The following is a 23,183-nucleotide window of genomic DNA, read 5'->3' on the forward strand; positions in this document are numbered from 1 at the left end:
AGGATCGATCGTCACCACCGAGCGCACCGATACCATCGCAGACGGTGTCGCGGGCAGGTTTCCCCTTCCAGCGGTTCTCCATGACCTGCTGGCCGTTGCCGACCACGTCCCGCTGGTCGAAGAGACGAGCATCGTAACGGCTATGCGCATGCTCTACCGGCACGCTCGCCTCGTTGTCGAACCCTCTGCCGCTCTCGGCATCGCGGCAATCCTCGAAGACCCCTCGCGATATCGGGGTAAACGGGTGGCCGTGGTCCTCTGCGGAGCGAACGTGCTGGTCGATTCATTCAACGCGTGGATGCAAGAGTAATGGAACGGTTCGTCGGGCCACCCGCGATTATTACGACGTAACGCCTCGTTGCAAAACCAGGGCCGCGATCTTAAGCGTCACTTAAGCCGAATTGAGCACCATCGATTCGGCTGAATTTTGGGATAAGGGCCCTGCCATGCACGACACGACCGAGCGCGCCATGCCAAAGCCACGCACCATGCTGCGGCGCATCCTGAGCCACCATGAGATCGCAACGCTCCTGCTGTTGCTGCATGCGCCGGTCGACCTCGCGGCAAAGCCGGAGATCCCGTTACTCAGGGAAGCTGGGCTGATCGAGCAAGTCAATACCGAGCAAGGCGACACGCGCTTTCAATTGACGGAGGATGGGAACGCTGTCCTGCGGGGGCTCGGCGTCTCCTGACGGCTCCTCGGTGGGCCGGTGACCGAGCCCCCGCCGCGGTTGCGGTTGCGGTTGCGGCCTTGCTGCAGCTATAACTAGACCAAACGCACTTCATGCCACTCGATGAAGATGCGCGAAAAACAGACGTCGCTTTGCACGGATCGCAGCCCGTGCGCCGCAGGAGACAGCAATGACAGCATCGCAACGCTTTTTGGCCGCGCGCGATTTTCTGCTGCGCCATCGAACCGACTATCAGCGCGCCTACGATGAGTTTGCGTGGCCCGTGCTCGATGAATTCAACTGGGCGCTCGATTACTTCGACGTCATGGCACGCGGCAACAGCGCCTCAGCGTTGCGGATCGTCGACGGCGCCCAACTCGACATCCGGCTCTCGTTCGCCGAAATGTCGGAGCGATCCTCGCGCATCGCCAACTTCCTGCGGGCCGCCGGGGTAGCGCGCGGCGATCGCGTGCTGCTGATGCTCCCCAATTGCGTCGAGCTCTGGGACGCCATGCTGGCGGTCATGAAGCTCGGCGCCGTACTGCTGCCGGCGACGACACAACTCTCACCGGCCGACGTGCGCGAGCGCATACAGATCGCGCAGCCGACGTTCGCCATCGTCGACGCCGCCGAGCGCGCGAAATTCGACGGGCTCGAAAACGGCGGCAGGCCGCTCGTGAAGATCTCAGTCGGGCCGGCTTCTGATACGAGCGCTGGGGAGGGGTGGCTCGATTTCTCGCAAGGCTATACCTCCAGCGCCGAGTTCACGGCCGACGGTGTGACGCGGGCCGCCGATCCGCTGCTGCTCTACTTCACGTCCGGCACGACGTCGAAACCGAAGCTCGTCGAGCACACCCACGAGAGCTATCCCGTCGGCAGCCTGTCGACGATGTACTGGATCGGCCTACAACCCGGCGATATGCACTGGAACATCAGCTCGCCCGGCTGGGCCAAACATGCGTGGAGCTGTTTGTTTGCGCCGTGGAATGCAGGCGCGTGCGTCTTCGCAATGCAGTACACCCGCTTCGATCCCCGCGCGGTGCTCGAAGCAGTGGTTGAGCATCGCGTAACGACCTTATGCGCACCGCCGACGGTCTGGCGCATGCTCGTTCAAGAACCGCTGACCTCCTACGCCGTTTCGCTGCGAGAGATCGTCGGCGCCGGCGAGCCGCTGAACCCCGAGATCATCGAACGGGTAAAACAGGCCTGGGGCATAACGATACGCGACGGCTACGGTCAGACCGAGACCACCTGCGTGATCGGCAACTCGCCGGGCCAGTCCGTGATTCCCGGATCGATGGGCCGGCCGATGCCGGGCTACCGGATCACGCTCGTCGATGCCGACGGCATCGTTTGCGACGAAGGCGAGGTCGCGCTCGAACTTGGCGCCGCGGCGAACGCAGGCGGCGCCCGCGCACCTGCCGGCCCGCTCGGGCTCATGACCGGCTATGCGAACAACCCCGATGCCACGCGCCACGTGATGCGCGAGGGGCTCTACCACACGTCCGACATCGCGCTGCGTCGGCCCGATGGCTATTACATCTATATTGGACGCGCCGACGATGTCTTCAAATCGGCCGATTACCGCCTGAGCCCGTTCGAACTCGAGAGCGCGCTGATCGAGCACGAAGCCATCGCCGAAGCCGCCGTCGTGCCGAGCCCCGATCCTTTGCGCCTGTCCGTGCCGAAGGCCTACGTCACGCTGCGCCACGGCTTCACGTATGGCCCGGAACTGGCGCAAAGCGTCTTTCGCTTCTCGCGCGAGCGGCTGTCGCCCTACAAGCGCATTCGCCGCCTCGAGCTCTTCGAGCTGCCGAAGACGATTTCGGGCAAGATCCGCCGCGTCGAATTGCGCCGCCGGGAAGAGGCGCGAGGCGACGCGGCCGATCGACTGCCTAACGAGTATCGGGAAGAGGATTTCCCCGAGCTGAGCTGAGCTGAGCGCATGCGGCAACCGCATCGCTCGGCCGCCGCGAGCCCGAGGTGCGCGGGCGGTTATCCGGTCGAGATCAAACCGATTGCGATTGCCTTGACAACCGCCTGAATCTTGTTCGTCGCGTTCAATTTCAACAGCACGTTATTGACGTGGAAATTGACCGTGCGCTCGGAGATATTGAGGATTTGTCCGATCTCGTTCGCCGTCTTGCCTTCGCCTGTCCAGCAGAGCACCTCGCATTCGCGCGGAGTCAGCTCGACGCTCGCCTCGGGTGCGAGCTTCGGCACGAGAAACTCGCTCATCAACGCATGCGAAAGATTGGCGAACCAGCTCGCCTGCAGCGTCAGCCGATCGGTTTCGGCAGGGGTGAGCATCTCGGCGGGCCGCGCCATCGTCAACAGCCCATAGACGCCGTGCGCCGCCCAGCTCGAATGCGCCACGCCGACCTTCATGCCGAAATCGTGCGCGTCTTGCCAAAGGCGCGGGGCACTGACCGTGGCCTCGGGCCAGACGATCAGGCTGCTCTTCGTCGTGCCCTCGCGCACGGTGGGATCGATCGCGATGAAGTTGTTTTCCTGATAGTGCTTCATCCAGCCCGCGGGGTAGGTGTCGAAAATCGCGACCGATGGGTTCGATACCGGCAACGGGACCCGAATGCCATAACAGCAGTACTCGAACCCCAGTTCCTTGGCGACCGCGGACATCCGCTCGAACAGCTGACGTTCGTCCTTGGCTTCGTTCAGCTTCTCGTAGCCATCATGCCAGCGCAGCAACTCCATCCTGTACCTCGCGGTTCCTACGATACCCACCCGACGCTGTCATAGTTAGCAGGTCTCATGGCCGGGTCGGACTGCTACAGTCCGGCCCATGAGACAAACTAATACCCTGCTCGCCGGCCCATCCCGTGACGGCTACGTGCGCCTTCCCGAACAGGCGTTGGATCACCTGCAGCTCGTCCATGTCGACTCCGGCCTCGACGAAGGCCTGTTGGAGGAATTGCGTGCCGACGCCGTCGATGCCGTGAGCGCCGGCTACACCGAATGGCAGCGTGCGCGCGCCCCCGGGCGCGCCCATGTGACGGTCGGCTGGGACTGGTATGTCGACCGCGCTTCCGGCGCGCTCGTCATCGCCTGGGGCGATGTGCGCAGCAACGTGATGTGCGTCGACACCCGCGGCACCGATATCGGTATGGCGCGAACCGCGCAACTGCTGATGCGCCGCCTGGCCCAGCTCAATTGGCCGAACGCCGTTGCACGCATCGCGCTGTCACCGCCTCCCGGTGTCGATGCACCCGGGCCCGCACTGCAATAAGCGACAAAAGGAACGCGAGCGGCCCGTGAGCCCGCCCGCAATCATCTCATCATTCCTCTACAGGACTCATTTATAAGGAAATTACGCCCTCTTTTCAATCTCGATATGAATTTTCACCAGCCAGCGTGGGGAATCCGCCACCCCCGCGCGGGAGACGTATTGCCTGAAAAACCCTGTCAACGTTGACAGTTACCGGTCCTCGGGGTGCGCGCTGTAATGCGTCCATCAAAAAAGCATATGCGAGGACTCCATGCGGACTTCCGTTCACGGCGAAGGGCGCCTCCCCGAAGACCTCGACAACGCACTCGCGCAGTATCGCCACCAGGTCTTCGTCGAGCAGCTCGGCTGGAAGCTGCCGTGCGTTGAAGACCGCTTCGAGCGCGACCAGTACGACCGGCAGGACACCATCTATATCGTCGCGCACGACGAATCCGGATCGATTTGCGGCTGTGCGCGGCTTTTGCCCACCACGCGCCCCTACCTGCTTCGCGATCTCTTCCCATTCCTGCTGGCCACGGACATGCCCGCGCCCGTATCCGACGACGTCTGGGAATTATCCCGTTTCGCGGCCAGTGCGGCAAATGTCGATCCCGCCGCGCTGGGTGACGAAAACACGTCGTGGGCCGTGCGGCCGATGCTGGCTTCCGTCGTCGAGTGCGCCGCCAAGCTGGGGGCCCGCCAACTGATCGGCGTCACATTCCTGAGTATGGAGCGGCTTTTCCGGCGCATCGGCGTACATGCCCACCGGGCCGGGCCCGCTCAACGCATCGACGGTCGCATGGTCGTGGCGTGCTGGATCGACATCGATTCGCAAACGCTCGCGGCCCTCGGTCTCGATCCGGCGTTGCTGCCGCAGCAGGCCGCGGTTTGAGTCGCGCCTCTCACAGCCATGCCGCCTGAAGGAGAGTCATCTTGCAACCCCAGTGCACCTCGCCCAGTTCATCGTCCATACAGGCCTTCGTCGCGAGAGCCGGGTTGTCCATCGAATTCGCGGGTTCCGACGAGCGTATGCGGCTCGCCGCAATCGACCGGCGGGGCTTCACTGTCGGCGTGACGGACGACGCGCAATTGCCGCCGCAGGGACTGCCCCGCCAGGCCCGCGTCACGTATGGCGGCGAGACCCTTTGCGAGGCGCGTCTCGTGGCGCGCTGTCCCGTGCAGGGGCAAACCCCCGTGCGCGAAACGGTCCTGCAACCTTCGCGAAGCGATGACGATGTTGCATTCTGGCAAGCGCTTTATGCTCATCGACTGCGGCAGCGCAGCGCCGGGGGCGGGCACCCGATTGCCCGCCGAGACTCGCTCGGCAATGAGCGCTACGACGCGCTGCAGGCTGCCTCGAGTCGGGCGTTGACCGATGGAGAGGCTATATTCGTGCTATCCGATGCTGGTGACGCGGCTTTTTTTGCGGCGTGGCTCGAATATCACTTCGCCGAAGCCGTCGCGCGCACCCGGGCAGCATCGACGCCCGCGGAACTCCGCGATATGGCATGTCGAACCGAGAATGCCGACGTGATCGTCTGCTTCGAATATCGTTTCAACGGAAAAGCCGCACACGCGGCCACGCGCGAGACGTGCGCATGGGTCGCGGCCGAAGTCGAGCGCCTGTTCGGCCTCGCCATTCGCTATGAAGTCGCGGATACGCGCCAGCAGGCCGGTGCCATGAGCTACCGTCAGCGGCGCACGACGCTTGCGTCGTAGTTCGGTCGAGGGCAATGACGCGCGCGATGTCACCCGTCACGCAAGTCCGGTGCAATCGGCTCAGTTTTGCCGCTCCGCGCCGAGCGCGCGGCAGCTTCCGCGCAAGCGAGAGCCAATACACCATCCGCCAGAGTCACGGCGGCGTGCGATCCCTCCCGCACCGCGTCGACGAAAGCATTCCACTCCGCCTCGTATGCACGCCGATAACGTTCGAGAAAGAAGTAGACCGGCTTGGCCGAGAACGTCCCCGCGTCGCTGATCCTTTCGACGGTATTTTCAAGCACGTTCTGCGCTGCGAGTAACCCGCCCGAGCCGAGCAGTTCGACGCGCTGGTCATAGCCGTAGCCCGCTCGGCGCGAATTCTTGATCACGGCGAGCCGCCCGTCCGCCCAGAATAACGTCGCAACCGCGGTATCTACATCACCCGCCGAACCGATCCGCGGATCGACGAGCGATGCCCCGCTGGCAAAAATTCGCGCGGGTGCACCGCCCATCAGCCAACAGGCAGTGTCGAAATCGTGGATCATCATGTCCCGATACAGGCCCCCCGATACCTCGATGTACGACAGCGGCGGCGGCGCCGGATCGAACGACGTAATCGTCAACAGCTCGGCCTTGCCTATCTCCCCGGCATCGAGCGCGGCTTTCAACGCACTGAAGTTCGAATCGAAACGTCGATTGAACCCGATCATGACCGTTGCGCCGGTGCGGTTCACGCTCGCCTCGCACGCGCGCGCGCGCTCGAGCGACAAGTCGACGGGTTTCTCGCACAGCACGGCCTTTCCGGCTGCCGACGCGCGCTCGATCAGACCGGCATGCGTGTCCGTCGACGTTGCGATCAGCACGGCGTCGATCGTGGGATCCGCAAGGATATCGTCGACCGAGCGAGCCTGAGCGCCGTATTCGGCGGCAAGTTTTCGCGCCGCGTCGGCGACGACATCGGCTACGGCAACGAGTTGGCTGTCCCGATGGGCAGCGATCGATCGGGCGTGAACCTGGCCGATCCGGCCCGCGCCCAACAGCGCAGTGTTCAGCATATGAGTAACCTCGGTGATTGTGAAATACCGGCGCCACGATGCCCCGGAATGATTGATTAGTAGCGCTAAATGCCAGCATCGAACGACATGCGCGCGCAGCGCGTTGCGCCTCACACGGCGAACGCATCCCTGAACCGCTGTAGCGCAACCTCGTCGCTACCGCTTGCCCATGCCTCGAGCGCGACGGTGCCTCGATAGCCGGCTTCGGCGAGCGCGCGCGCGATCGCCGGATAGTGGATTTCGCCCGTCCCGGGCTCGCAGCGTCCGGGCACGTCCGCGACTTGGATTTCGCCGACATACGGCAACGCGCGCCGTACCAGTTCGATCAGATTGCCCTCCCCGATCTGCGCGTGATACAGATCGAGGTTGAGGCGCAAATGCGGGTCGTTCACCGCTGTGACGAGCGCGAGCGTATCCGCGGCGCGGGCGAACGGCACCCCCGGATGATCGACGTCCGTATTCAGGTTCTCAAGACAAAACGTGACGCCAGCATGCCGGCCGAGCTGCGCAACGTCAGTCAGTGTGCGGTATGCCGCCATCCACATTTCGCCAGTTGTCGCCGCGGCCGGCGTAACGGGCAATCCTTGCGGCCCGAGGCCGGTGCCGTGCAGATTCAGGCGCGGGCAGCGCAAGCGCTTCGCGACCTCGATCGACTGCCGCGCGGTCTCGAGCAATGCTGCCGCGCCCTGCTTCGTGACCAGGTCGCCGCTGACATAGCCTGTCATCGACGAGAACGCAGCGCCCGTCGCGACGAGCGCGTCGATGTCGTGCTTCGTCCAGTCCCAAATCTCGACGTGAAAACCCAGGCCGGCAATTGCGCGAACGCGCTCGACAAATGGGAGGTCGCGAAACACCATTTCGGCGCATACGGCTAGTTGGAACATAAAACGTCCTTTGGAAAAACGGTATGGAGGGCGCGGGCTGCGCGGCTCCCCTGCTGAGGGCCGCAGTGGCGATTCGATCAGCGGTACTTGCCGGCGTATTTTTCAACGAGCGCAACGTTCGTGCGGGTCACGAATCCCGGGCCCGTGTCCACGCCGTTGCTGACAAAATGCGGCGCGAGTCCATACATATGCACGCGTTGCACGAATTTCGGGTCGGCCTTGAGAGCGGCGCATGCTTTGGCGACATCGCGCGTGTGCTCGCGCGTCATGATTGCGAGAAGCGCTACCGGGATATAGCCCTGCAGATAGGGCTGCTGGTCGATCGCGAAGGCGGCGGTGCCCGCTTCGATCGCTTTATCGACTTCGGGCGTCAGGTCGAACGTCGCGAAGTAGACCTTGCCCGCGAGGCCGAGCTTGCGGATCGCGCGCAGCGAAGGCACCGCCGACGTCGGGCCGAGCGCGAGCACGGCCTGCGTTTCGGGGTGCGCATGAAGCGCCGCGAACACCTTGTTTTCGACCTCGGTCGGATCGTTGCCGGAATCGAGCGTGGCTTTTTTGAAGTCCACACCGATTGCGTCGGCAAAGCCGCGACACCGTTCGAAGGAAACCGGATTGGTCGCGTTGTTGTTGACGCAAAGGAAGCTCTTCACACCCGCGGCCTTGGCGCGCTCGCCAGCCTCCTTGCCGGCTTCATATTCGGGCTGCCCGACATGCAGCAGCGCACCGAGCCGGCGGCTCTGCTCGCCTGTTCCGGAGTTGAACGTGATGACGGGATCGCCTTTCTCCACGATCGTCTTTACTGGCCGCTGGATGACGTCGAAGTCGGCGATCGTCGTCGCGACGCCGTCATAGTGACGTGCTCCGGCCTGCTCGAGCAAACGTGTCATGTCGGCGAGATCGCCGTTGGACGGGTTGCGGTAGTCGACCGTCACGCCGAAATCCTGCTGCGCGTCGGCGATGCCATTCTTCACGACGTTCCAGAACGGATCGGCGTCGGGGGCATGGGTCACCACCACAAACCTTGGGCCGGCGGCCAGCGCGTGGAAACTGCACAGCAGCCATGCCGCCGCGGCCATCAGGCGAAACAGTCGTTTCATTGATGTCTCCTGTCTTTGGTGTCGTCGCCCGCCGTCACGGCATAGCGTGCCTGCATCGTATGCCGGCACCGGGAAAACGCCCGCAGCGCTCAATGTCCATTCTGGTTATTTTCAATTCAATCAATTACTTGAATCTGAATTGACGCGCGTGTCGGCGGCCGCCGCTGCTACACTGACGCCGATAGGAAAGAGGCTCCCATGCATGCACGTGACCGTCGTGCGACTCTTGCAGTCGTGAACACGCTGGCTGACATCCTGCGCGCCGAGTTCGGGACGGACGCCCCAACGCTGTGGCCGGTGCTTGCGACGCTGCTTCAGAACCACCTGGACGGCAAGGACACGGCGATCACGGCGCTCGCCGATCGGTCGGGGTTGCCGCGCACGAGCGCGCGCCGGATCGTATTCGCGCTGAAGGCCAAAGGCTGGCTGCACTTCCGCGCGCTACCGGGAAGCGGCAATCGCGCCTGCATCACACCGTCGGCGATGCTTCTCGAATGTCTCGATAGAATCACCGAGCAGACTGTGCGGCTCATCATCGACGCCAGCGACTCTTCATCGTTCGATCGCTTCGATGCCGCGACACTCGCCCCTGCATCGGAGATCGCATGGCCGCGTGCCGCCGCGGAGGGTTTTAACGACGAGATCGATCTGACGCTCGTCGCTTATGAAGACCCGGTGTTCGAGATCATCAAGCGCAACCGGCCTGATATCGAGCGTTTTCTCGGCCATCGCCTTCGGGTGCTCACCTGGCCGCAGCACGCCTATCGCAGGACACTCGATCTCACGCTCGACGACCCTAGCCGGTTGGACGCCAACGCGCCGATGCTGGTCGCGGTTCCGTTTCCGTGGCTAGCGGAGCTTTGCAGAGACGACCGTCTGTGCGAGCTGCAGGCGTTACAGGCAGAAGGAAGCTTCTCAGGTGCCGATTTCTACGATGCCGTCTGGCAGGCAGGATGGGTCGGCGGGCAGCTGTACGCGATCCCGCTGCAGCCAACGCTCGACTTTCTCTGGTATCGCCGCGATCTTTTTGAAGCGGAAGGCCTCGACCCGCCGAGGACTTTCGACGACGTAATCCGTTGCGCGAGCCGTCTGCAACGCCCCCGCCTCGAACGCGCGGGCATCACATGGAATGCAGCGCCGGGCCTACCGCTCGCCGAATCGTTCCTGCAGATTCTCGGCGCGCAAGGACAGATGACTTACGACGAACGAGGCGTGCTGCTCGTCGACAATGAAAGCGGGCGAAATGTAATCGAGTATCTGCGCGCGCTGATTCCCTGGTCACCGCCCAATCTGCGCAGCATGGACTGGACGCGCAATGCGCAGATGTTCGGAGGGGGAAAGGCAGCGATGTGCTATCACTGGTCGAATCGCTACGGCCTGCTCGACAGTCACATGCTGTTGCACAAAGGCGGCCGTATCGGACTGCAATTCCATCCGACGATAACGCCGAACATGACGCCGATATCGCCGCTTGGCGGAGCGCTGCTCGCGATCCCGTCGCGCAACGGAGCGCGCGCTACCACGCGTGCCTGGCGGGCGATCGAGACGCTGACCTCTCCCGAACTGATGAAGTACTTCGTGCTGCACGGCGCAGCCGGAAACGCGCGCCATTCCGTTGCCGAAGACCGTTACGTTCTGCAGCGCAACCGCGTAATCGCAGTGATGGATGAACTCGCAAGGACAAGACAGGTTGCGTCGTTTCCCTCCTCGCGGGGTCCGCGCTATCACCATCTGATCGAGGTGCTCGGCAGCCATCTCGAACGGCTGCTGTTCGATGGCAATGGCGACGTGCGAACGGGCATTGCCCGATTGCAGGATGACCTTGCCCGAGCGGGCGAAGTGCGAGGGCGACCAGGGCGCAGCGGTAGTATGTAACGTCATTCCACTCACTTCATCAGCGGATGCAAAATGGAACTGCGTCACCTGCGCTATTTCGTCGCTGTCGCCGAGGGGCACAGTTTCCGCGTGGCCGCGGAACGGATTCACGTGACGCAACCGGCTATCACGCGCCAGATCCAGGACCTCGAGGCCGAAGTCGGGGTCGCACTTTTTCAGCGCACAACGAGTGGTGTGACGCTGACGCCGGCCGGAGAACTGTTTCTCCGGGAGGTCCGAGTGGTGCTCGCGACGCTCGCGGCCGCGACTCGCGCCGCCAGGCGTGTTTCCGAAGGCCTTGAAGGCAGCCTACGGATTGGTTTTGTCGAGAACAGTAGTTGGGAAGGACTCGTGCCTGAGCTATTCGCACACTATCAGGAACGGGCGCCCGGAGTGCACCTCGAGTTACTGCCCTTGAATTCGCCCGAACAGGTTGAATCGCTCATCGCGGATCGCATCGATGGCGGCTTTATCTACACGTTCGAGGAACTCCCTGCCGAGATCAGCACCATCCCACTCATGCATAAGAGTGTCCGCCTTGCCGTGCCAAAGCAATGGGGCTGGCCGGGCGATCAAGCCGTTCGTGCCAACGAATTGAACGGAAAGCCAATTATTGCGTTTCCACGGTACACATACCCCGCATACCACGACTATCTGATTCACGCCTGCCTCAAGGCAGGACTGACTCTTAACGTGGTTCAGGAAGTCACCACCGAAACAGCCATTCTGTCTCTTGTGTCGGCTGGCATCGGCGCAGCGATCGTGAACGCGGGCAATATCGGCCGACAACCGGCACGTGTCCAGTTTCTGGAGTTGGCCGATCTGCCTTTAGCCATCCCGCTTGCGTTCGCCTACCCAACGCAGAACCAAAACCCCGCATTAGCGCGTTTCATTGCCATGCTGACCGCCGTGCACGCGCAAATGACGGGCTGATTCAGTTACGTCCCGCCGGTTCCCTCGCATTCGACAACCCTGGCCATCGCGATTGCAAGCGGCAGATGCAGGCAGCGCGCATCCTCATCGTTGGGTGATGCCTCATGGGCATCACTTGCGTGGCCAAACGGCATTGGCATATTCCGGCGCTTTCCGCAATAGTGGAGATGTAGAGGTACGACGGCGGCGTCATCCAACCCGATAGCCCGCGGCCGAACCTCCATGGTTGCCAACCAGCGCGTGTGCTATGCGGGACGAAGAGTGGTTCCGCGCGCCCGCCATTTTCTCTTTCGAGGCCGATATGAACGATACCCACCCTATCTATCGCGTCGGCGATGCGACTATCACGAAAGTTACGGAACAACTGTTCTCGCTCAAGACGAGCGCGCTGTTTCCCGACTTCGAATCGACCGTGATCGATGAGCATCGCACCTGGCTCTCAGGCAACCATCTCGATGCGGCGGAAGAGAATTTCATGTTGAGCGTCCACACGTGGGTCGTGCGCCGTGGTGGGCAAGTTATCCTTGTCGATACCGCCAGCGGAAACCACAAAGATCGACCATTTAGCGCCATTTTCCACCAATTAAATACGCCGTATCTCGAGCGTCTCGCGCTCGCAGGAGTCAATCCCGAGGATGTCGACCTGGTGCTACTGACTCACCTGCATGTCGATCACGTGGGTTGGAACACCGTTCTGCGGGACGGCAAATGGGTGCCGACTTTCCCCAATGCGCGCTATGTGCTGGCCACCCCGGAACGAGAGTTTTTTGCGACGGATGCCGGACAAAAGCGCCGAATGGTATTCGAAGACAGTGTGCTGCCTGTGATAGAAGCAGGCCTGTCGGACGAAATCGGGGCCAACGGCGGAGAATATCTGCCGGGCATCAAATTCCATCCGACACCTGGCCACTGCGTTGGGCACATGTCGATCGAAATCGAGTCGGCAGGCGAGCGCGCGCTGTTTACCGGCGACATCTGGCACCACCCGATTCAGGCGTACCGCCCGAACTGGAGTTCGACGTTCTGCGCAGACCGGGATGGCGCAACCCGATCACGTAAATGGTTGCTTGAACGTGCGGCGCAATCCGGCGCCACCGTATTTACGCCGCACTTCGCCGGCACCTCGGCGGGCACGGTTCAAAAGCACGACGATCGCTTCGTTTGGCAGTTTAAATAGGCTGCTCTTCCGCTCCCTCCTGTTTGACGGCCTGGTTTGCCGGGACAGCCGCATTACAGGGTATCGTCGCCATCAATCGGGCAAACTGCCGGCCGTTAATCCGATTCTGCTTCTTGAGTGCAACCAGCAGCTTCCCCGTGAAATCGAGTTCGACATCGTCACCCGCGGCTCGTGTCACTGCTTCCGCGAAATCGTCGAGGCCCGAGCGCCGGTATTGAATGCCGTAGGCTTGCGCGAGCCGCTCAACAAACCTGCCGACACTTCGGGTTGGCAGCTTGTCGACATCCGATGGAAGCCTGAGCGCTGCGCCCGTTCGCTGTCTTTCGTGTTGACCGACATACCGCACCGCGATGTTGTCCCACCCAAGCTTGCGAGAATCCGGCTCGCTTCGGGTCGCCCTCTGCGGCGATACTGACTTTGACGAGATCAGCGCAGGCATGATCGAAAACTTGACTGACTTCCCATCCCTCTTCGGTCGTACGGTTATATACGGTTCCGGCGAGCGTGAAGAGTCAACACAGTAAGACGAACTACCTTCAGGGTACGTTCTACATGCCCCAACCCCAACCTACTCGTTCTCTTCGAAGTAATGCCCGAACTTGACCTGCTTCGTCCGGATATAGCGCTCGTTTTCGTCGCGCGCCGGGATTGCGAGCGCGACGCGCTCGCAAACCGGAATGCCGTGCTTCGCGAGCGTATCGAACTTCTTCGGGTTGTTGCTCATGAGCCTCACGGACGTGACTTTGAGCATCCGCAAAATCGCAGCGGCTGAATCGTACTCGCGAGCATCGTCGGGCAGTCCGAGCTCCAGGTTGGCTTCGACGGTATCGAGGCCCTGCTCCTGCAGCGCATACGCCCGAATCTTGTTCGACAAGCCAATACCCCGCCCTTCGTGCCCTCGGAGATAAAGCAGGACACCATGCCCCTCCGCCGCGATGTAGCGTAGCGCCAGGTCGAGCTGCTCGCCGCAATCGCAGCGGTAGGAGCCGAGCACGTCGCCCGTCAGGCACTCGGAATGAAGCCGCGTCAGCACGGATTGCCGGTTCGCCACATCGCCCATGACCAGGGCCAGGTGTTCGGCATTTTCCGCGTCCGCACGGAATGCGTATGACGTGAAGGTCCCATAGCGGGTCGGAAGCGTCGCCGTGGCGGCGAGCGTGACACATCGTTGTTCACTGCCGTCGCCCTCGGGCAGCGGCTCAGAATGCGTGGGCATGACTTTCGAATCGGGTGGAATGCGACAAAACGTCCGGCGCCGACGATGGCGCGCACAAAACGCGAGTGTACCGCTATTCGCCCGCCGCGGCCCGGCGGGCGGCCGATTCGGGCGGTCGCCGCCTCCACCGCCTATACTGCACTCTGTCAGCCGCGTCCGTGGGCGCTCGATCCGCCAACGGAGCCCGGCTGCCATTGAACGAGAGCGGAGACCCCGGCCATGACGAGCGTTGCGCAAATCCTCAAATCGAAAACCGAGCCCCAACCCGGCGAAAATCGGCCCGTCGTCACCATCACCGCCGATGCTTCCGTCTACGAAGCGGTCAAGATGATGGCCGCGCATCACATCGGCGCGCTCGTCGTCCTCGACGGCACCGAGATCGCAGGCATCGTCACCGAACGCGATTACGCCCGGAAAATCGTCCTGATGGACCGCTCGTCGAAGACCACGCCGGTGCGCGACATCATGACCCGCCAGGTCCGCTACGTCACGCCAGCCGACTCCGCGGAGCAGTGCATGGCGCTGATGACGACGCATCGCATGCGTCACCTGCCAGTGCTCGACAACGAGCAACTGATCGGCATGATTTCGATCGGAGACCTCGTGAAAACAATTATCACGGATCAGCAATTCACCATTCAGCAACTCGAACACTACATCACCGGCGTCCGTACCTGAGCGCCGAACGCGACGCGCCTTCACGCGCTCGCGAACCGCGGCAAACCCGACCGGCAGGTCGCGCCGACGGCTGCGCTACGCCAATGCGGACAGCGCAGCGCGACTCTTTCCGCTCGCCGTCGCCGGCCATCCATGAACGATTCCAACCCGCTTTGCGACCCCGCGCCCGTGCTCTTCCGGCCGCAATTCCAATTGCCGCATTTGGGATTCGCTCTTTAGTCGAAAATCTAATTCACAGACTACATAAAATTAATTACTACGAGACACCGGAAATGAAGTGATTCAATTTGAAATCGATACCGCGTATCCCTGCGTCGAGCCCCTACTCAAACACGCTATTTTTGATATACCCTTGCATCTCATCAATAAGGCGATAGCCATCCTGATTTCCCGGCAAGCGAAAATACTTGACGGGCGGAGAATAAAATGCCGACCTATGCGGGTGAAACAGCAGTAACATTTTCGTCATCGAGGACATATGCCGCGTCAATTTATCGAGCCCATGGCGCCGTTATGGCGGGCAACCAACGAGCAATCCTGGTTTGATGCGCTCGCGGTCCTGGGCAAGCGATGCGGCTTCGACCAGACGTTGTTCGCCGTCATACCGCGGCCCGGCATGCGCTTCAGCGATGTTTACCTACGCAGCGATTACGCCTCCGCCTGGCGTGACACCTACGACGAACGAGCCTTCGTGCGGATCGATCCCACGGTTTCGCACTGCATGACTCAGACGGCGCCGCTGATCTGGTCGTCGTCGCTCTTCACTGACCGCGGGCAACAGGAAATGTACGAAGAAGCGCGACGCCACGGGCTGTGCACCGGCATCTCGTTGCCGATTCACGGGCCCAAGCAGGAAGTCGGCATGCTGTGCTTCGTATGCGGCGACCAGTCGGCCCGCGAGCTCGACAATCAGGTGCGGCGGTATCTGCCGACGCTCACGTTGCTGCGCGATGTGGCGTTCGATACCGCTCAACGGTTCGTCGCAAGCCACACGGCGTCCTTGATACCGAAACTGACGCCGCGTGAATACGAATGCCTGCAATGGACCGCGCAAGGCAAATCGACCTGGGAGATCGCGAAGATCTTCGGCTGCTCGGAAGCCACCGTCAACTTCCACATGGCGAACATCCGAACGAAGTTCGGTGTGAGTTCGCGAAGCGCAGCCGCAGTCAAAGCGACCCGAATGGGTTTGATAGATCCCGATTGAACATCGGCGGACGATGCGCCGCTGGGCGACGAAGGTTGACGCTCGCGATATCGTCGTCCGTGATCCGCCCCTCGAAGTAAAGCCTCAATAACATCATGACGGGCTTCGGAATATTCGCACCGAGCTCGAAGCGACTGCCTCTCGATTGCGTTACACCGAAACGAGACCAGAAAACCTTCTGGCTCTCGCGGATTTTTCGTCGATACGCCTGAATAAAGTTGCTGTCGATTTCGGTGCGAACGGGTCGCGCAAATTCGTCCGATTCCATTGGATAGCTGCCAATCGTCGTCATGGGTTTCACCTGGGTCCGTACGTGGTGCGCGAATCATCCCAATTATCGGCGCGCATTTGTACCTATCTTGCTTGACAGTTACGCACTGCACGCAAAGTGCATATCGTCTATGCGCATTAGGTAGGGCCAACCCATGGAGACGACATGAACGCAAAAATCACGATTGGGTCGCAACAGAGCTTTGGTCTCGATGCACTCGCGCAGATGTACCGCCTACGCGCCAAGGTGTTCGGCGAACGAATGGGATGGGAAGTCGCCATCCTCTCGGGCATGGAGATCGACGGCTACGATGCGCTCTCGCCGCACTACATGTTCGTGCAGGACGAGAACGATACGTTATGCGGTTGCTGGCGAATCATGCCGACCGTCGGACCTTACATGCTGCGCGACACGTTCGGGCAGTTGCTTCACGGTCAGCCCGCACCGTCCTCGCATGACGTCTGGGAGTTGAGCCGCTTTGCGATCGTCGCACCGGAAACACCCGGGTTCGGCTTCGCGGGCCTCGCCCTGGATGCCATGCGCGAAGTCGTGAAGTTCGCAGATCGGATGGGTATTTCCAGCTATGTGACGGTCACGACGACGGCGATCGAACGGTTGCTGCGGAAAACCGGTGTCGAGACGCGCCGCTTCGGACCGCCGATGAGAATCGGTGTCGAAAACGCAGTCGGACTCACGATCGAGCTCGGAGAGCAAACGCATCATGCGCTCTTCGAGCACTGCGCCGAAGCCGCCTGAAAGATTGCTGGCAACGCTGGAATCGCTTCACGTTGCCAGCAATCGTTTCGGTCCGCTGACGAACGGACTGCCGCACGCGTAAAAACGCAGCAGCGCGTGCATCTCCCGAGAAAGTCCGATTCGTTTCGTCGCGGCGACGCGCGCGCAGCCGGCGTCGTCAACCGCCGCGCCCGCATCGCGGCCAATCCATAGCGCGGCGCCGCCGCAAAGATCGGCTCCATCCCATTCCGGCCCGATCGCGAACGCAGCGGTAAGCCGCCCCGGCCCGCGTGCAAGGTCCACATGCCGGGCACCGGCGCGACGCGCCTGCATGAGCGCGATGCCCTCGATGGGTTCGACCGCGCGAAGGAGCACCGCTGCGCCCACCCCCTCGACTTCACTCGACATATTGATCATGTACGACGCACCATAGACGAGCCGCACATACGCGTGCCCAGGCGCGCAAAAGAGCGCGCCGTTGTAGGGCCGCAGCCCCCGGTAGGCGTGGCTCGTGGAGTCGCCGACGGGATAGGCCTCGGTTTCGACGATCCTGCCGCTCACGCGCCCCTGCGGCGAATCGTGCACGAGATACTTGCCGACCATGAAGCGGGCCAGCGTCACCGTATCGACGGGCAGTTCCTCGCGCGCGAGCCGTGTGGGCGCTGCGATCGCCGCTGACGGGCCGCATACATCATGTGGGCGCTGTGGGGCGTCCAGGAAACGATCGTTCGTAGGCATGTTGGGGGATATCTGCGGATGAGGCATGTTAGTTCATGTATAAACGGACGTGCACCGTGCCCAACCCTCGACAAGAAAGGAATGACGATGTCGCGTTCGCCCAACGCCTTGCCGTATTGGACCTTGATTCTGCCGCCGCTCGCATGGCTCGTACTCGGCGTCTCGGTCTTCGCAGACGGGCATCCGCTCGTGCTCGCCATCGTCGGGCTGGCGCTCGCCGGTGCCGTGTTCGCCGCGGTGCATCACGCCGAGGTGGTCGCTCACCGGATCGGCGAGCCGTTCGGCACGCTCGTGCTGGCCATCGCCGTCACGATCATCGAGGTCGCCCTGATCGTTTCGGTCATGCTTTCAGCCGGCGCCGAAAAATCGGGGCTCGCCCGCGACACGGTCTTCGCGGCCGTCATGATCGTCTGCAACGGTATCGTCGGAACCTGTCTGCTCGTTGGCGGCCTGCGCCATGGGGAGCAGGATTTCCGCGTAAGCGGTGCGAATACCGCGCTGACGGTACTCGCCGCTCTCGCCATTCTCACGCTCGTCATGCCGAACTACCTCAGCGCCGCGCCGGGGCCTGTCCTGTCGACATCGCAACTCGCCTTTGCAGGGGTCGCGTCGCTGGTGCTCTATGGGGTGTTCGTCTTTATACAGACCGTCCGGCATCGTGATTACTTTCTGAGCGGCCAGGCGCCGCAAGACGAATCGGTCCATGCGGAGGTGCCCGGCACGCGCACGACGCTCACGAGCGCGATCGCCCTCGTCGTCTGTCTCGTCGCCGTGGTGCTGCTCGCGAAGCGGCTGTCTCCCGCTGTGGAACGTGCCGTCGAGGCGGCAGGCGCGCCGGAAGCCGTGGTCGGGATCGTGATCGCCGCCCTCGTACTGCTGCCGGAGGGCGTGGCTGCCACGCGAGCGGCGCACGCCAATAGATTGCAAACGAGTCTCAACCTCGCCCTGGGCTCGGCGCTGGCGAGCATTGGCCTGACCATTCCGACCGTGGCCGCGGTGTTCGTCTTGAACGGCATGCCGCTGGCGCTTGGCATCGGCGGTATGGAGACGGTGCTGTTGAGCCTCACACTCCTGGTGAGTACGTTGACGCTCGCGACCGGGCGAACGACGATCCTTCAGGGCGCGGTCCATCTCGTGCTGTTCGCCGCATATCTGTTCCTCTCGGTCACGCACTGACCTCGCGCCCGCGCGCCTACCGCGATGCGGCGCACAAAGTCACGCCGCATTGCGCAAGAAAAATCCCGCAAATGTATCGAATTGCAGTGCGAGGACCGGTGCGGCCCGCCGCGTTGCAGCCCGCAGGGCAAGCTGGGAACGCGACTGCCGCGGGTCGAACGGAAAAACTTCGGATTACTACATAAGTGCTTTGCAGCCGATGGTTGCAGACGTAACCTGTAGAAACACATTTGACGAAAAAACGGGGCGCGTTGCCCGTTAAAATACGGCCCGCCTAGTGCATCTTCGCCGCCCCGCAGCCTTCGTCTGCGGTGGCACCCATTGGCCCATTGGCCCCGTTATCGCCATCGGACGACCCAGCGCCCCAGCAGCATGACGAACGACGCAACCTCAACGGACTCCCTGGCCGTCGCTGAGCGCGTACGCGCATTGATGAGCCGGCACGGCATCGCGAAACGGCAGCAGACGACGGAGCTGTGCCGCATCCTTGCGCTGAGCTTTTCCCAAGGGCACCGCAAGTTGCGCGGCAGCAGCCCCTGGACGCTTGCGCAGATTCGCAAGGTCGCCGATGCGTTCGACGAGCCGGCCGCCCAGCTCGTCGGCGCGGCATCGGCGGACGGCAGCGGGCTGGGCGACGCCCACCCGCGCGAAGCGGTCTTCAGTGTCGGTGCGGCCCAATGGCCTTGCACCGCCTGGATCGCCGGCCCGCTCAATGCTCACCGGCGCAGCGAATTCGTCGCGTATCCCGAAGGCAACCGCTGGCGCGTAGTGCACTGCGAGGGCACCCCGGAGCCGCACGCTTGCGAAGTCGTCAAGATCGAGATTCGCCCGCAGCGTGCCGAGCTCATCCGACCCACCGTCGCCGTTGTCGATAGCGATAATGCGGCGGCCGAAGCGCTGCGCGGCTATCTCGAGCAGAACGGCTTCGCAGTGGCTGTGCTCGATCGGCTGGAAATGCTGGAAATCGCCCTACGCGCGCAAACGTTTGACGCCGTCATCACCGATTGGCGCTTCGGGCATCAGTCGGCCGCGCTGACGATCGAAGCGATCCGCCGCTCGCCAAAACCCGACGTGCCCATCTTCCTGCTTACCGGGGACTTGCTGACGGGGAAAGCCAGCGAAAGCGAGATCAGCGAGGTCATTCGCCGTTTCGACGTAGCCTGCTACGAAAAGCCCGCTCGGCTGGCCATTCTCGTCGCCGATTTGTCGAAGCGGCTCGGCCGCGACTAAGGGTGCTTCAGGGCTGCCCACGCCCCCATTGCGCTCACCATCAAGACGCCGATCGTTCGACGATCCAATTCGTGAAGGCCTGCATGGCCGGCGTGACGCGTTTCGATTTCAGCCAGGTGAGCCAATAGCTGCCGGTGTCGACCTCGATATCGAACGCGAGCACGAGGCGGCCGGAGTGCAACTCGTGCTCGAACATCCGCACCGGTGCGAGCGCGACGCCCGCACCCTGCATCGCGGCTTCGACCATCAGCCGCGAGGAGTCGAATACCGGACCGCGGAGCGCCCGCGTCTCCATACCCGCTGCTTCGAACCACCGTGCCCACTCGTCGGCCCGGTACGAGCGCAGCAACGTCTCGTTGGCGAGGTCTTCCGGCGAGCGCAGCCGGGCCGCGAGTTCCGGCGTGCAAAGCACACCCAGCGGTGCCGGCACCAGCTCGGTGGTCTGCATCCCCGGCCAGGTGCCGTCGCCGAAACGAATCGCGCAATCGAAGCCCTCCGCGGCCACGTCGACCAGATTGTTGTGCGTCAATAACCGCAACTCGACGAACGGATGCGCCGCGCGAAAGTGCGTCAGACGCGGCATGAGCCAACCCACCGCGAATGTGCCGACCACCCCGACGGTCAGCACCTCGTGGAAATGGCCCCCCTCGAACTGCCTGAGCACGGCATCGATGCGATCGAATGCATCGCTGAGCACCGGCAGCAGCGCCAGGCCCTCATCGGTCATCCCGAGGCCGCGCGGCAGCCGCTTGAACAATGCGGTGCCGAGCCGCGCCTCCAGCATACGGACTTGCTGACTCACGGCAGCCTGCGTGACATTGAGTTCGCGCGCCGCGCGCGTGAAGCTCAGATGACGCGCCGACGACTCGAAAGCACGCAGCGCATTCAACGGCAAATGACGTCCCATTTGGATCGACCCACAAGTATTTCTATCGTCTGAAAAAAAATAACGTCGATTGTGGCCGCCTGCCTCATCGGCGATATTCTCGTCTCCAACCCAAGGAGGCAAGGCAATGCAAAGACGACAGTTTATCGGCACGGTGGCGAGCGGCCTGATAGCTGGGCTTGTGACTGTACCCGGAGGGGCGCGCGCGTCAGACGCGAAATCGACGGCTCGCGGCGGCGAGCATTCGTCGAACGAACTCGCGCGATCGATCGAAGCGCAGCTCGCGGCAATCGAGACGCGCGTGGCCGGCCGGCTCGGCGTATCGATCCTCGATACGGATTCCGGATTCGCGGCAGGCCATCGCGAAAACGAGCGCTTCCCCATGTGCAGCACCTTCAAGGCGCTGGCTGCGGCAGCGGTGCTGGCACGCGTCGACCAGCAGCTCGACGATCTGTCGCGGCGCATCGTGTTCAGCCGCGAGGACCTCGTACCTTATTCGCCCGAAACGGGCAAGCACGCGGGCGGCAAAGGCATGTCGCTATCCGAGCTTTGCGAAGCGGCCGTCACGCTCAGCGACAATACCGCCGGCAATTTGCTGCTGGCCAGCATCGGGGGACCTGCCGGGCTCACTGCATTCGCGCGGCGCCTGGGCGATACTGTCACGCGTCTCGATCGCAACGAACCGACGCTCAATGAAGCGCTACCTGGAGATCCTCGCGATACGACCTCGCCTGCGGCCATGCGGGCGACATTGCGGACTTTGTCGCTCGGCAACCGCCTTTCGCCGAGCTCGCGCGATCGATGGCTCGCGTGGCTGGAAGCGAACCAAACGGGCGGCGAGCGCATTCGCGCGGGATTGCCGAAAGGTTGGCGCGTGGGCGATAAAACCGGTACGGGCGAGCGCGGTACGGCGAACGATATCGCCATCGTCTGGCCGCCCGGGCGCGGACCGATCATCGTGACTGCTTATTTGACGGCGACGACGGCCGCGGCGGCACAACGCAACGCGGCGCTCGCCGAGGTAGGCCGGCTCGCGGCGTCGATCGTCGGATAAGGACCGCGGCCGTATGGATGACCGCTGAAAACAGACCCTGATGCAACGGACCGACACCGCACACCCGCTCCCATCGAGCTATTACGAAGCGACGGTCACGCGCCCCGCGTTGCCGCGGCTCGGTGCGCGAACCGAGCAGGCCGAGGTATGTATCGTCGGCGGCGGCTTTGCCGGCCTTGCCACGGCGCTCGGCCTCGTCGAAAGAGGCCTTCGCGATATCGTCGTCCTCGAAGCCGAACGAGTCGGTTTCGGCGCGTCGGGCCGCAACGGTGGTTTCGTCTTCGGCGGCTACAGCCTCGAGAACGCCGAGCTGTTGCGGCTCCTCGGCGAGCGCGATGCGAATGCGCTCTACGCACTGACGACGGCCGCCGTCGATCTGATTCGAAGACGCATTACCCGATACGACATCGATTGCGACGCCGTGCATGCGGGCGTCATCCTGGCCGACTGGTTCGGCCGGCCCGCGCGGCTTGCTGCGTCGCGCGAAACGATGCGCGAGCATTTCGGGGTCGACTGGCTACCGATCGGTGCAATCGAACTGCGGCAGCGGCTCAAGTCGGAGCGCTATCACGGAGGGCTGCTCGAACCGCACGGATTTCATTTTCATCCGCTCAAGTATTTGCTGGGTCTCGTTCGCGCGCTCACCGCCGCCGGTGTCCGGATTTATGAAGGCAGCCCCGCCGTCTCGATCCAGCATCGAAAAGACGGCCTGCGCGTTGACACGCCCGCCGGGTCGATCGAGGCACGCGAGGTCGTCATCGCGGCAGGCGGCTATTCGAGCGGCATCTCCCGCGCGATCGAGCGCGCCATTTTACCGATCGCCACCTATGTCGTTGCCACGGAGCCGCTCGGCGAACGACTCAAAACAGCGATCGAATGTGCGTCTGCGGTCTATGACACGCGTTTCGCTTTCGACTATTACCGCCCGCTGCCCGACACGAGGCTCCTCTGGGGAGGCCGCATCTCCGTCTTTGAGCGGTCGCCCAGAAGGATCGCGCAGCTACTGCAACGCGATATGCTGCGCGTCTATCCGCAATTGAGTGGAGTCGAGATCGAATACGCCTGGAGCGGCTTGATGAGTTATGCGCGGCACAAGATGCCCCAGATCGGGCGGACGCCCGACGGAATCTGGCATGCGATAGGGTTCGGCGGCCACGGTGTCGCGCCGACTACGGTCGCCGGCGAACTACTCGCGGCCGCCATCGCCAACCGCGAGGCCATTGCACCGGCATTCGCGCGGTTCGGACTCGTTCCGACGTATGGCCGGCTCGGCCTGGCCGCCGCGGAACTCCACTATCTCGCGAAGATCGGCATCGACGTAGCGGCCGAGCACATCGCCCGCTTGCGCATGGGCAGGCACGCACGCTGAGTCC

At 62.8% G+C, this 23,183-nt stretch carries 25 protein-coding genes; 16 read left to right on the plus strand and 9 right to left on the minus strand.

What is annotated here, in order from left to right:
• From VGL01_RS00950 to VGL01_RS00960, 3 genes are all read left to right on the plus strand, one after another.
• On the plus strand, positions 1–310 hold a 310-nt coding region (locus VGL01_RS00950), incomplete at its 5' end, for a pyridoxal-phosphate dependent enzyme (RefSeq protein WP_331566163.1).
• A gap of 136 nt (positions 311–446) precedes the next feature.
• Complete coding sequence (locus tag VGL01_RS00955) at positions 447–692, plus strand: hypothetical protein (RefSeq protein ID WP_331566559.1); 246 nt, start codon at positions 447–449, stop codon at positions 690–692.
• A gap of 169 nt (positions 693–861) precedes the next feature.
• Positions 862–2,607: an AMP-binding protein gene (locus VGL01_RS00960; RefSeq protein WP_331566165.1), complete on the plus strand. Its 1,746-nt coding sequence runs from the start codon at positions 862–864 to the stop codon at positions 2,605–2,607.
• A gap of 59 nt (positions 2,608–2,666) precedes the next feature.
• Here the strand turns inward: VGL01_RS00960 and VGL01_RS00965 are convergent, their stop codons facing one another.
• Complete coding sequence (locus VGL01_RS00965; protein ID WP_331566167.1) at positions 2,667–3,386, minus strand: autoinducer binding domain-containing protein; 720 nt, start codon at positions 3,384–3,386, stop codon at positions 2,667–2,669.
• 88 nt (positions 3,387–3,474) lie between these two features.
• On the opposite strand from VGL01_RS00965, the gene VGL01_RS00970 reads away from it, so the two are divergent.
• The 3 genes from VGL01_RS00970 (at position 3,475) to VGL01_RS00980 (ending at position 5,616) form a co-directional block, all read left to right on the plus strand.
• Complete coding sequence (locus tag VGL01_RS00970; protein ID WP_331566169.1) at positions 3,475–3,918, plus strand: DUF4902 domain-containing protein; 444 nt, start codon at positions 3,475–3,477, stop codon at positions 3,916–3,918.
• Positions 3,919–4,168: 250 nt separating this feature from the next.
• Positions 4,169–4,789 (plus strand): acyl-homoserine-lactone synthase, encoded by a 621-nt coding sequence (locus VGL01_RS00975; protein WP_331566171.1) that lies wholly within the window; start codon positions 4,169–4,171, stop codon positions 4,787–4,789.
• A gap of 104 nt (positions 4,790–4,893) precedes the next feature.
• The gene (locus VGL01_RS00980) at positions 4,894–5,616 is read left to right on the plus strand and encodes a hypothetical protein (protein WP_331566173.1); all 723 of its coding nucleotides are present in this window, start codon (positions 4,894–4,896) and stop codon (positions 5,614–5,616) included.
• A gap of 29 nt (positions 5,617–5,645) precedes the next feature.
• On the opposite strand, the gene iolG is transcribed toward VGL01_RS00980, so the two are convergent.
• From iolG to VGL01_RS00995, 3 genes are all read right to left on the minus strand, one after another.
• Positions 5,646–6,653: an inositol 2-dehydrogenase gene (gene iolG / locus VGL01_RS00985; protein WP_331566175.1), complete on the minus strand. Its 1,008-nt coding sequence runs from the start codon at positions 6,651–6,653 to the stop codon at positions 5,646–5,648.
• Positions 6,654–6,763: 110 nt separating this feature from the next.
• Positions 6,764–7,537, minus strand: coding sequence for a TIM barrel protein (locus VGL01_RS00990; protein WP_331566177.1), 774 nt, complete (start codon positions 7,535–7,537; stop codon positions 6,764–6,766).
• Positions 7,538–7,614: 77 nt separating this feature from the next.
• Entirely contained in the window at positions 7,615–8,634 is a 1,020-nt protein-coding gene (locus VGL01_RS00995; protein ID WP_414720139.1) for a sugar ABC transporter substrate-binding protein, read from the minus strand.
• Positions 8,635–8,832: 198 nt separating this feature from the next.
• Between VGL01_RS00995 and VGL01_RS01000 the strand changes: the two genes are divergently transcribed.
• The 3 genes from VGL01_RS01000 to VGL01_RS01010 all read left to right on the plus strand — a co-directional run bounded on the left by VGL01_RS01000 (position 8,833) and on the right by VGL01_RS01010 (position 12,619).
• Positions 8,833–10,509 carry an ABC transporter substrate-binding protein gene (locus VGL01_RS01000; RefSeq protein WP_331566179.1) on the plus strand — a complete coding sequence of 559 codons (1,677 nt, stop codon included), beginning with the start codon at positions 8,833–8,835 and terminating at the stop codon, positions 10,507–10,509.
• A gap of 33 nt (positions 10,510–10,542) precedes the next feature.
• Positions 10,543–11,442, plus strand: a complete 900-nt coding sequence (locus VGL01_RS01005) for a LysR family transcriptional regulator (RefSeq protein ID WP_331566181.1) — start codon at positions 10,543–10,545, stop codon at positions 11,440–11,442.
• Positions 11,443–11,743: 301 nt separating this feature from the next.
• Entirely contained in the window at positions 11,744–12,619 is an 876-nt protein-coding gene (locus tag VGL01_RS01010) for an MBL fold metallo-hydrolase (protein WP_331566183.1), read from the plus strand.
• Here VGL01_RS01010 and VGL01_RS01015 read toward each other — a convergent pair.
• On the minus strand, positions 12,612–13,058 hold the full coding sequence (locus tag VGL01_RS01015) for a hypothetical protein (protein WP_331566185.1): 447 nt from the start codon (positions 13,056–13,058) through the stop codon (positions 12,612–12,614). The genes VGL01_RS01010 and VGL01_RS01015 overlap by 8 nt on opposite strands.
• 129 nt (positions 13,059–13,187) lie before the next feature.
• Positions 13,188–13,835, minus strand: a complete 648-nt coding sequence (gene ribA / locus VGL01_RS01020) for a GTP cyclohydrolase II (RefSeq protein ID WP_331566187.1) — start codon at positions 13,833–13,835, stop codon at positions 13,188–13,190.
• Positions 13,836–14,054: 219 nt separating this feature from the next.
• Here ribA and VGL01_RS01025 point away from each other — a divergent pair, with 219 nt between their 5' ends.
• Positions 14,055–14,513 (plus strand): CBS domain-containing protein, encoded by a 459-nt coding sequence (locus VGL01_RS01025; protein ID WP_331566189.1) that lies wholly within the window; start codon positions 14,055–14,057, stop codon positions 14,511–14,513.
• 502 nt (positions 14,514–15,015) lie between these two features.
• Complete coding sequence (locus VGL01_RS01030) at positions 15,016–15,720, plus strand: autoinducer binding domain-containing protein (RefSeq protein ID WP_331566563.1); 705 nt, start codon at positions 15,016–15,018, stop codon at positions 15,718–15,720.
• On the opposite strand, the gene VGL01_RS01035 is transcribed toward VGL01_RS01030, so the two are convergent.
• The gene (locus VGL01_RS01035; RefSeq protein WP_414720140.1) at positions 15,683–16,012 is read right to left on the minus strand and encodes a helix-turn-helix domain-containing protein; all 330 of its coding nucleotides are present in this window, start codon (positions 16,010–16,012) and stop codon (positions 15,683–15,685) included. The genes VGL01_RS01030 and VGL01_RS01035 overlap by 38 nt on opposite strands.
• Positions 16,013–16,156: 144 nt before the next feature.
• Between VGL01_RS01035 and VGL01_RS01040 the strand changes: the two genes are divergently transcribed.
• A complete protein-coding gene (locus tag VGL01_RS01040; RefSeq protein ID WP_331566191.1) occupies positions 16,157–16,747 on the plus strand; it encodes an acyl-homoserine-lactone synthase in 591 nt (196 codons plus the stop codon).
• A 27-nt stretch (positions 16,748–16,774) separates the two neighbouring features.
• Here the strand turns inward: VGL01_RS01040 and VGL01_RS01045 are convergent, their stop codons facing one another.
• Entirely contained in the window at positions 16,775–17,464 is a 690-nt protein-coding gene (locus VGL01_RS01045; RefSeq protein WP_331566193.1) for a DNA-3-methyladenine glycosylase, read from the minus strand.
• Between the two features lie 87 nt (positions 17,465–17,551).
• On the opposite strand from VGL01_RS01045, the gene VGL01_RS01050 reads away from it, so the two are divergent.
• Positions 17,552–18,640: an ionic transporter y4hA gene (locus VGL01_RS01050; protein WP_331566197.1), complete on the plus strand. Its 1,089-nt coding sequence runs from the start codon at positions 17,552–17,554 to the stop codon at positions 18,638–18,640.
• Between the two features lie 372 nt (positions 18,641–19,012).
• Positions 19,013–19,870: a helix-turn-helix domain-containing protein gene (locus VGL01_RS01055; RefSeq protein ID WP_331566199.1), complete on the plus strand. Its 858-nt coding sequence runs from the start codon at positions 19,013–19,015 to the stop codon at positions 19,868–19,870.
• A gap of 40 nt (positions 19,871–19,910) precedes the next feature.
• Here VGL01_RS01055 and VGL01_RS01060 read toward each other — a convergent pair whose 3' ends face one another.
• The gene (locus VGL01_RS01060) at positions 19,911–20,777 is read right to left on the minus strand and encodes a LysR family transcriptional regulator (RefSeq protein ID WP_331566201.1); all 867 of its coding nucleotides are present in this window, start codon (positions 20,775–20,777) and stop codon (positions 19,911–19,913) included.
• A gap of 106 nt (positions 20,778–20,883) precedes the next feature.
• On the opposite strand from VGL01_RS01060, the gene bla reads away from it, so the two are divergent.
• Together bla and VGL01_RS01070 are read left to right on the plus strand one after the other, a co-directional pair.
• Positions 20,884–21,810 (plus strand): class A beta-lactamase, encoded by a 927-nt coding sequence (gene bla / locus VGL01_RS01065; RefSeq protein ID WP_331566203.1) that lies wholly within the window; start codon positions 20,884–20,886, stop codon positions 21,808–21,810.
• Positions 21,811–21,850: 40 nt separating this feature from the next.
• Positions 21,851–23,179 carry an FAD-binding oxidoreductase gene (locus tag VGL01_RS01070; RefSeq protein ID WP_331566205.1) on the plus strand — a complete coding sequence of 443 codons (1,329 nt, stop codon included), beginning with the start codon at positions 21,851–21,853 and terminating at the stop codon, positions 23,177–23,179.
• The last annotated feature ends 4 nt before the right edge of the window (positions 23,180–23,183 follow it).

Source organism: Trinickia sp. (genome assembly GCF_036503415.1).
Taxonomy (GTDB): Bacteria; Pseudomonadota; Gammaproteobacteria; order Burkholderiales; family Burkholderiaceae; genus Trinickia.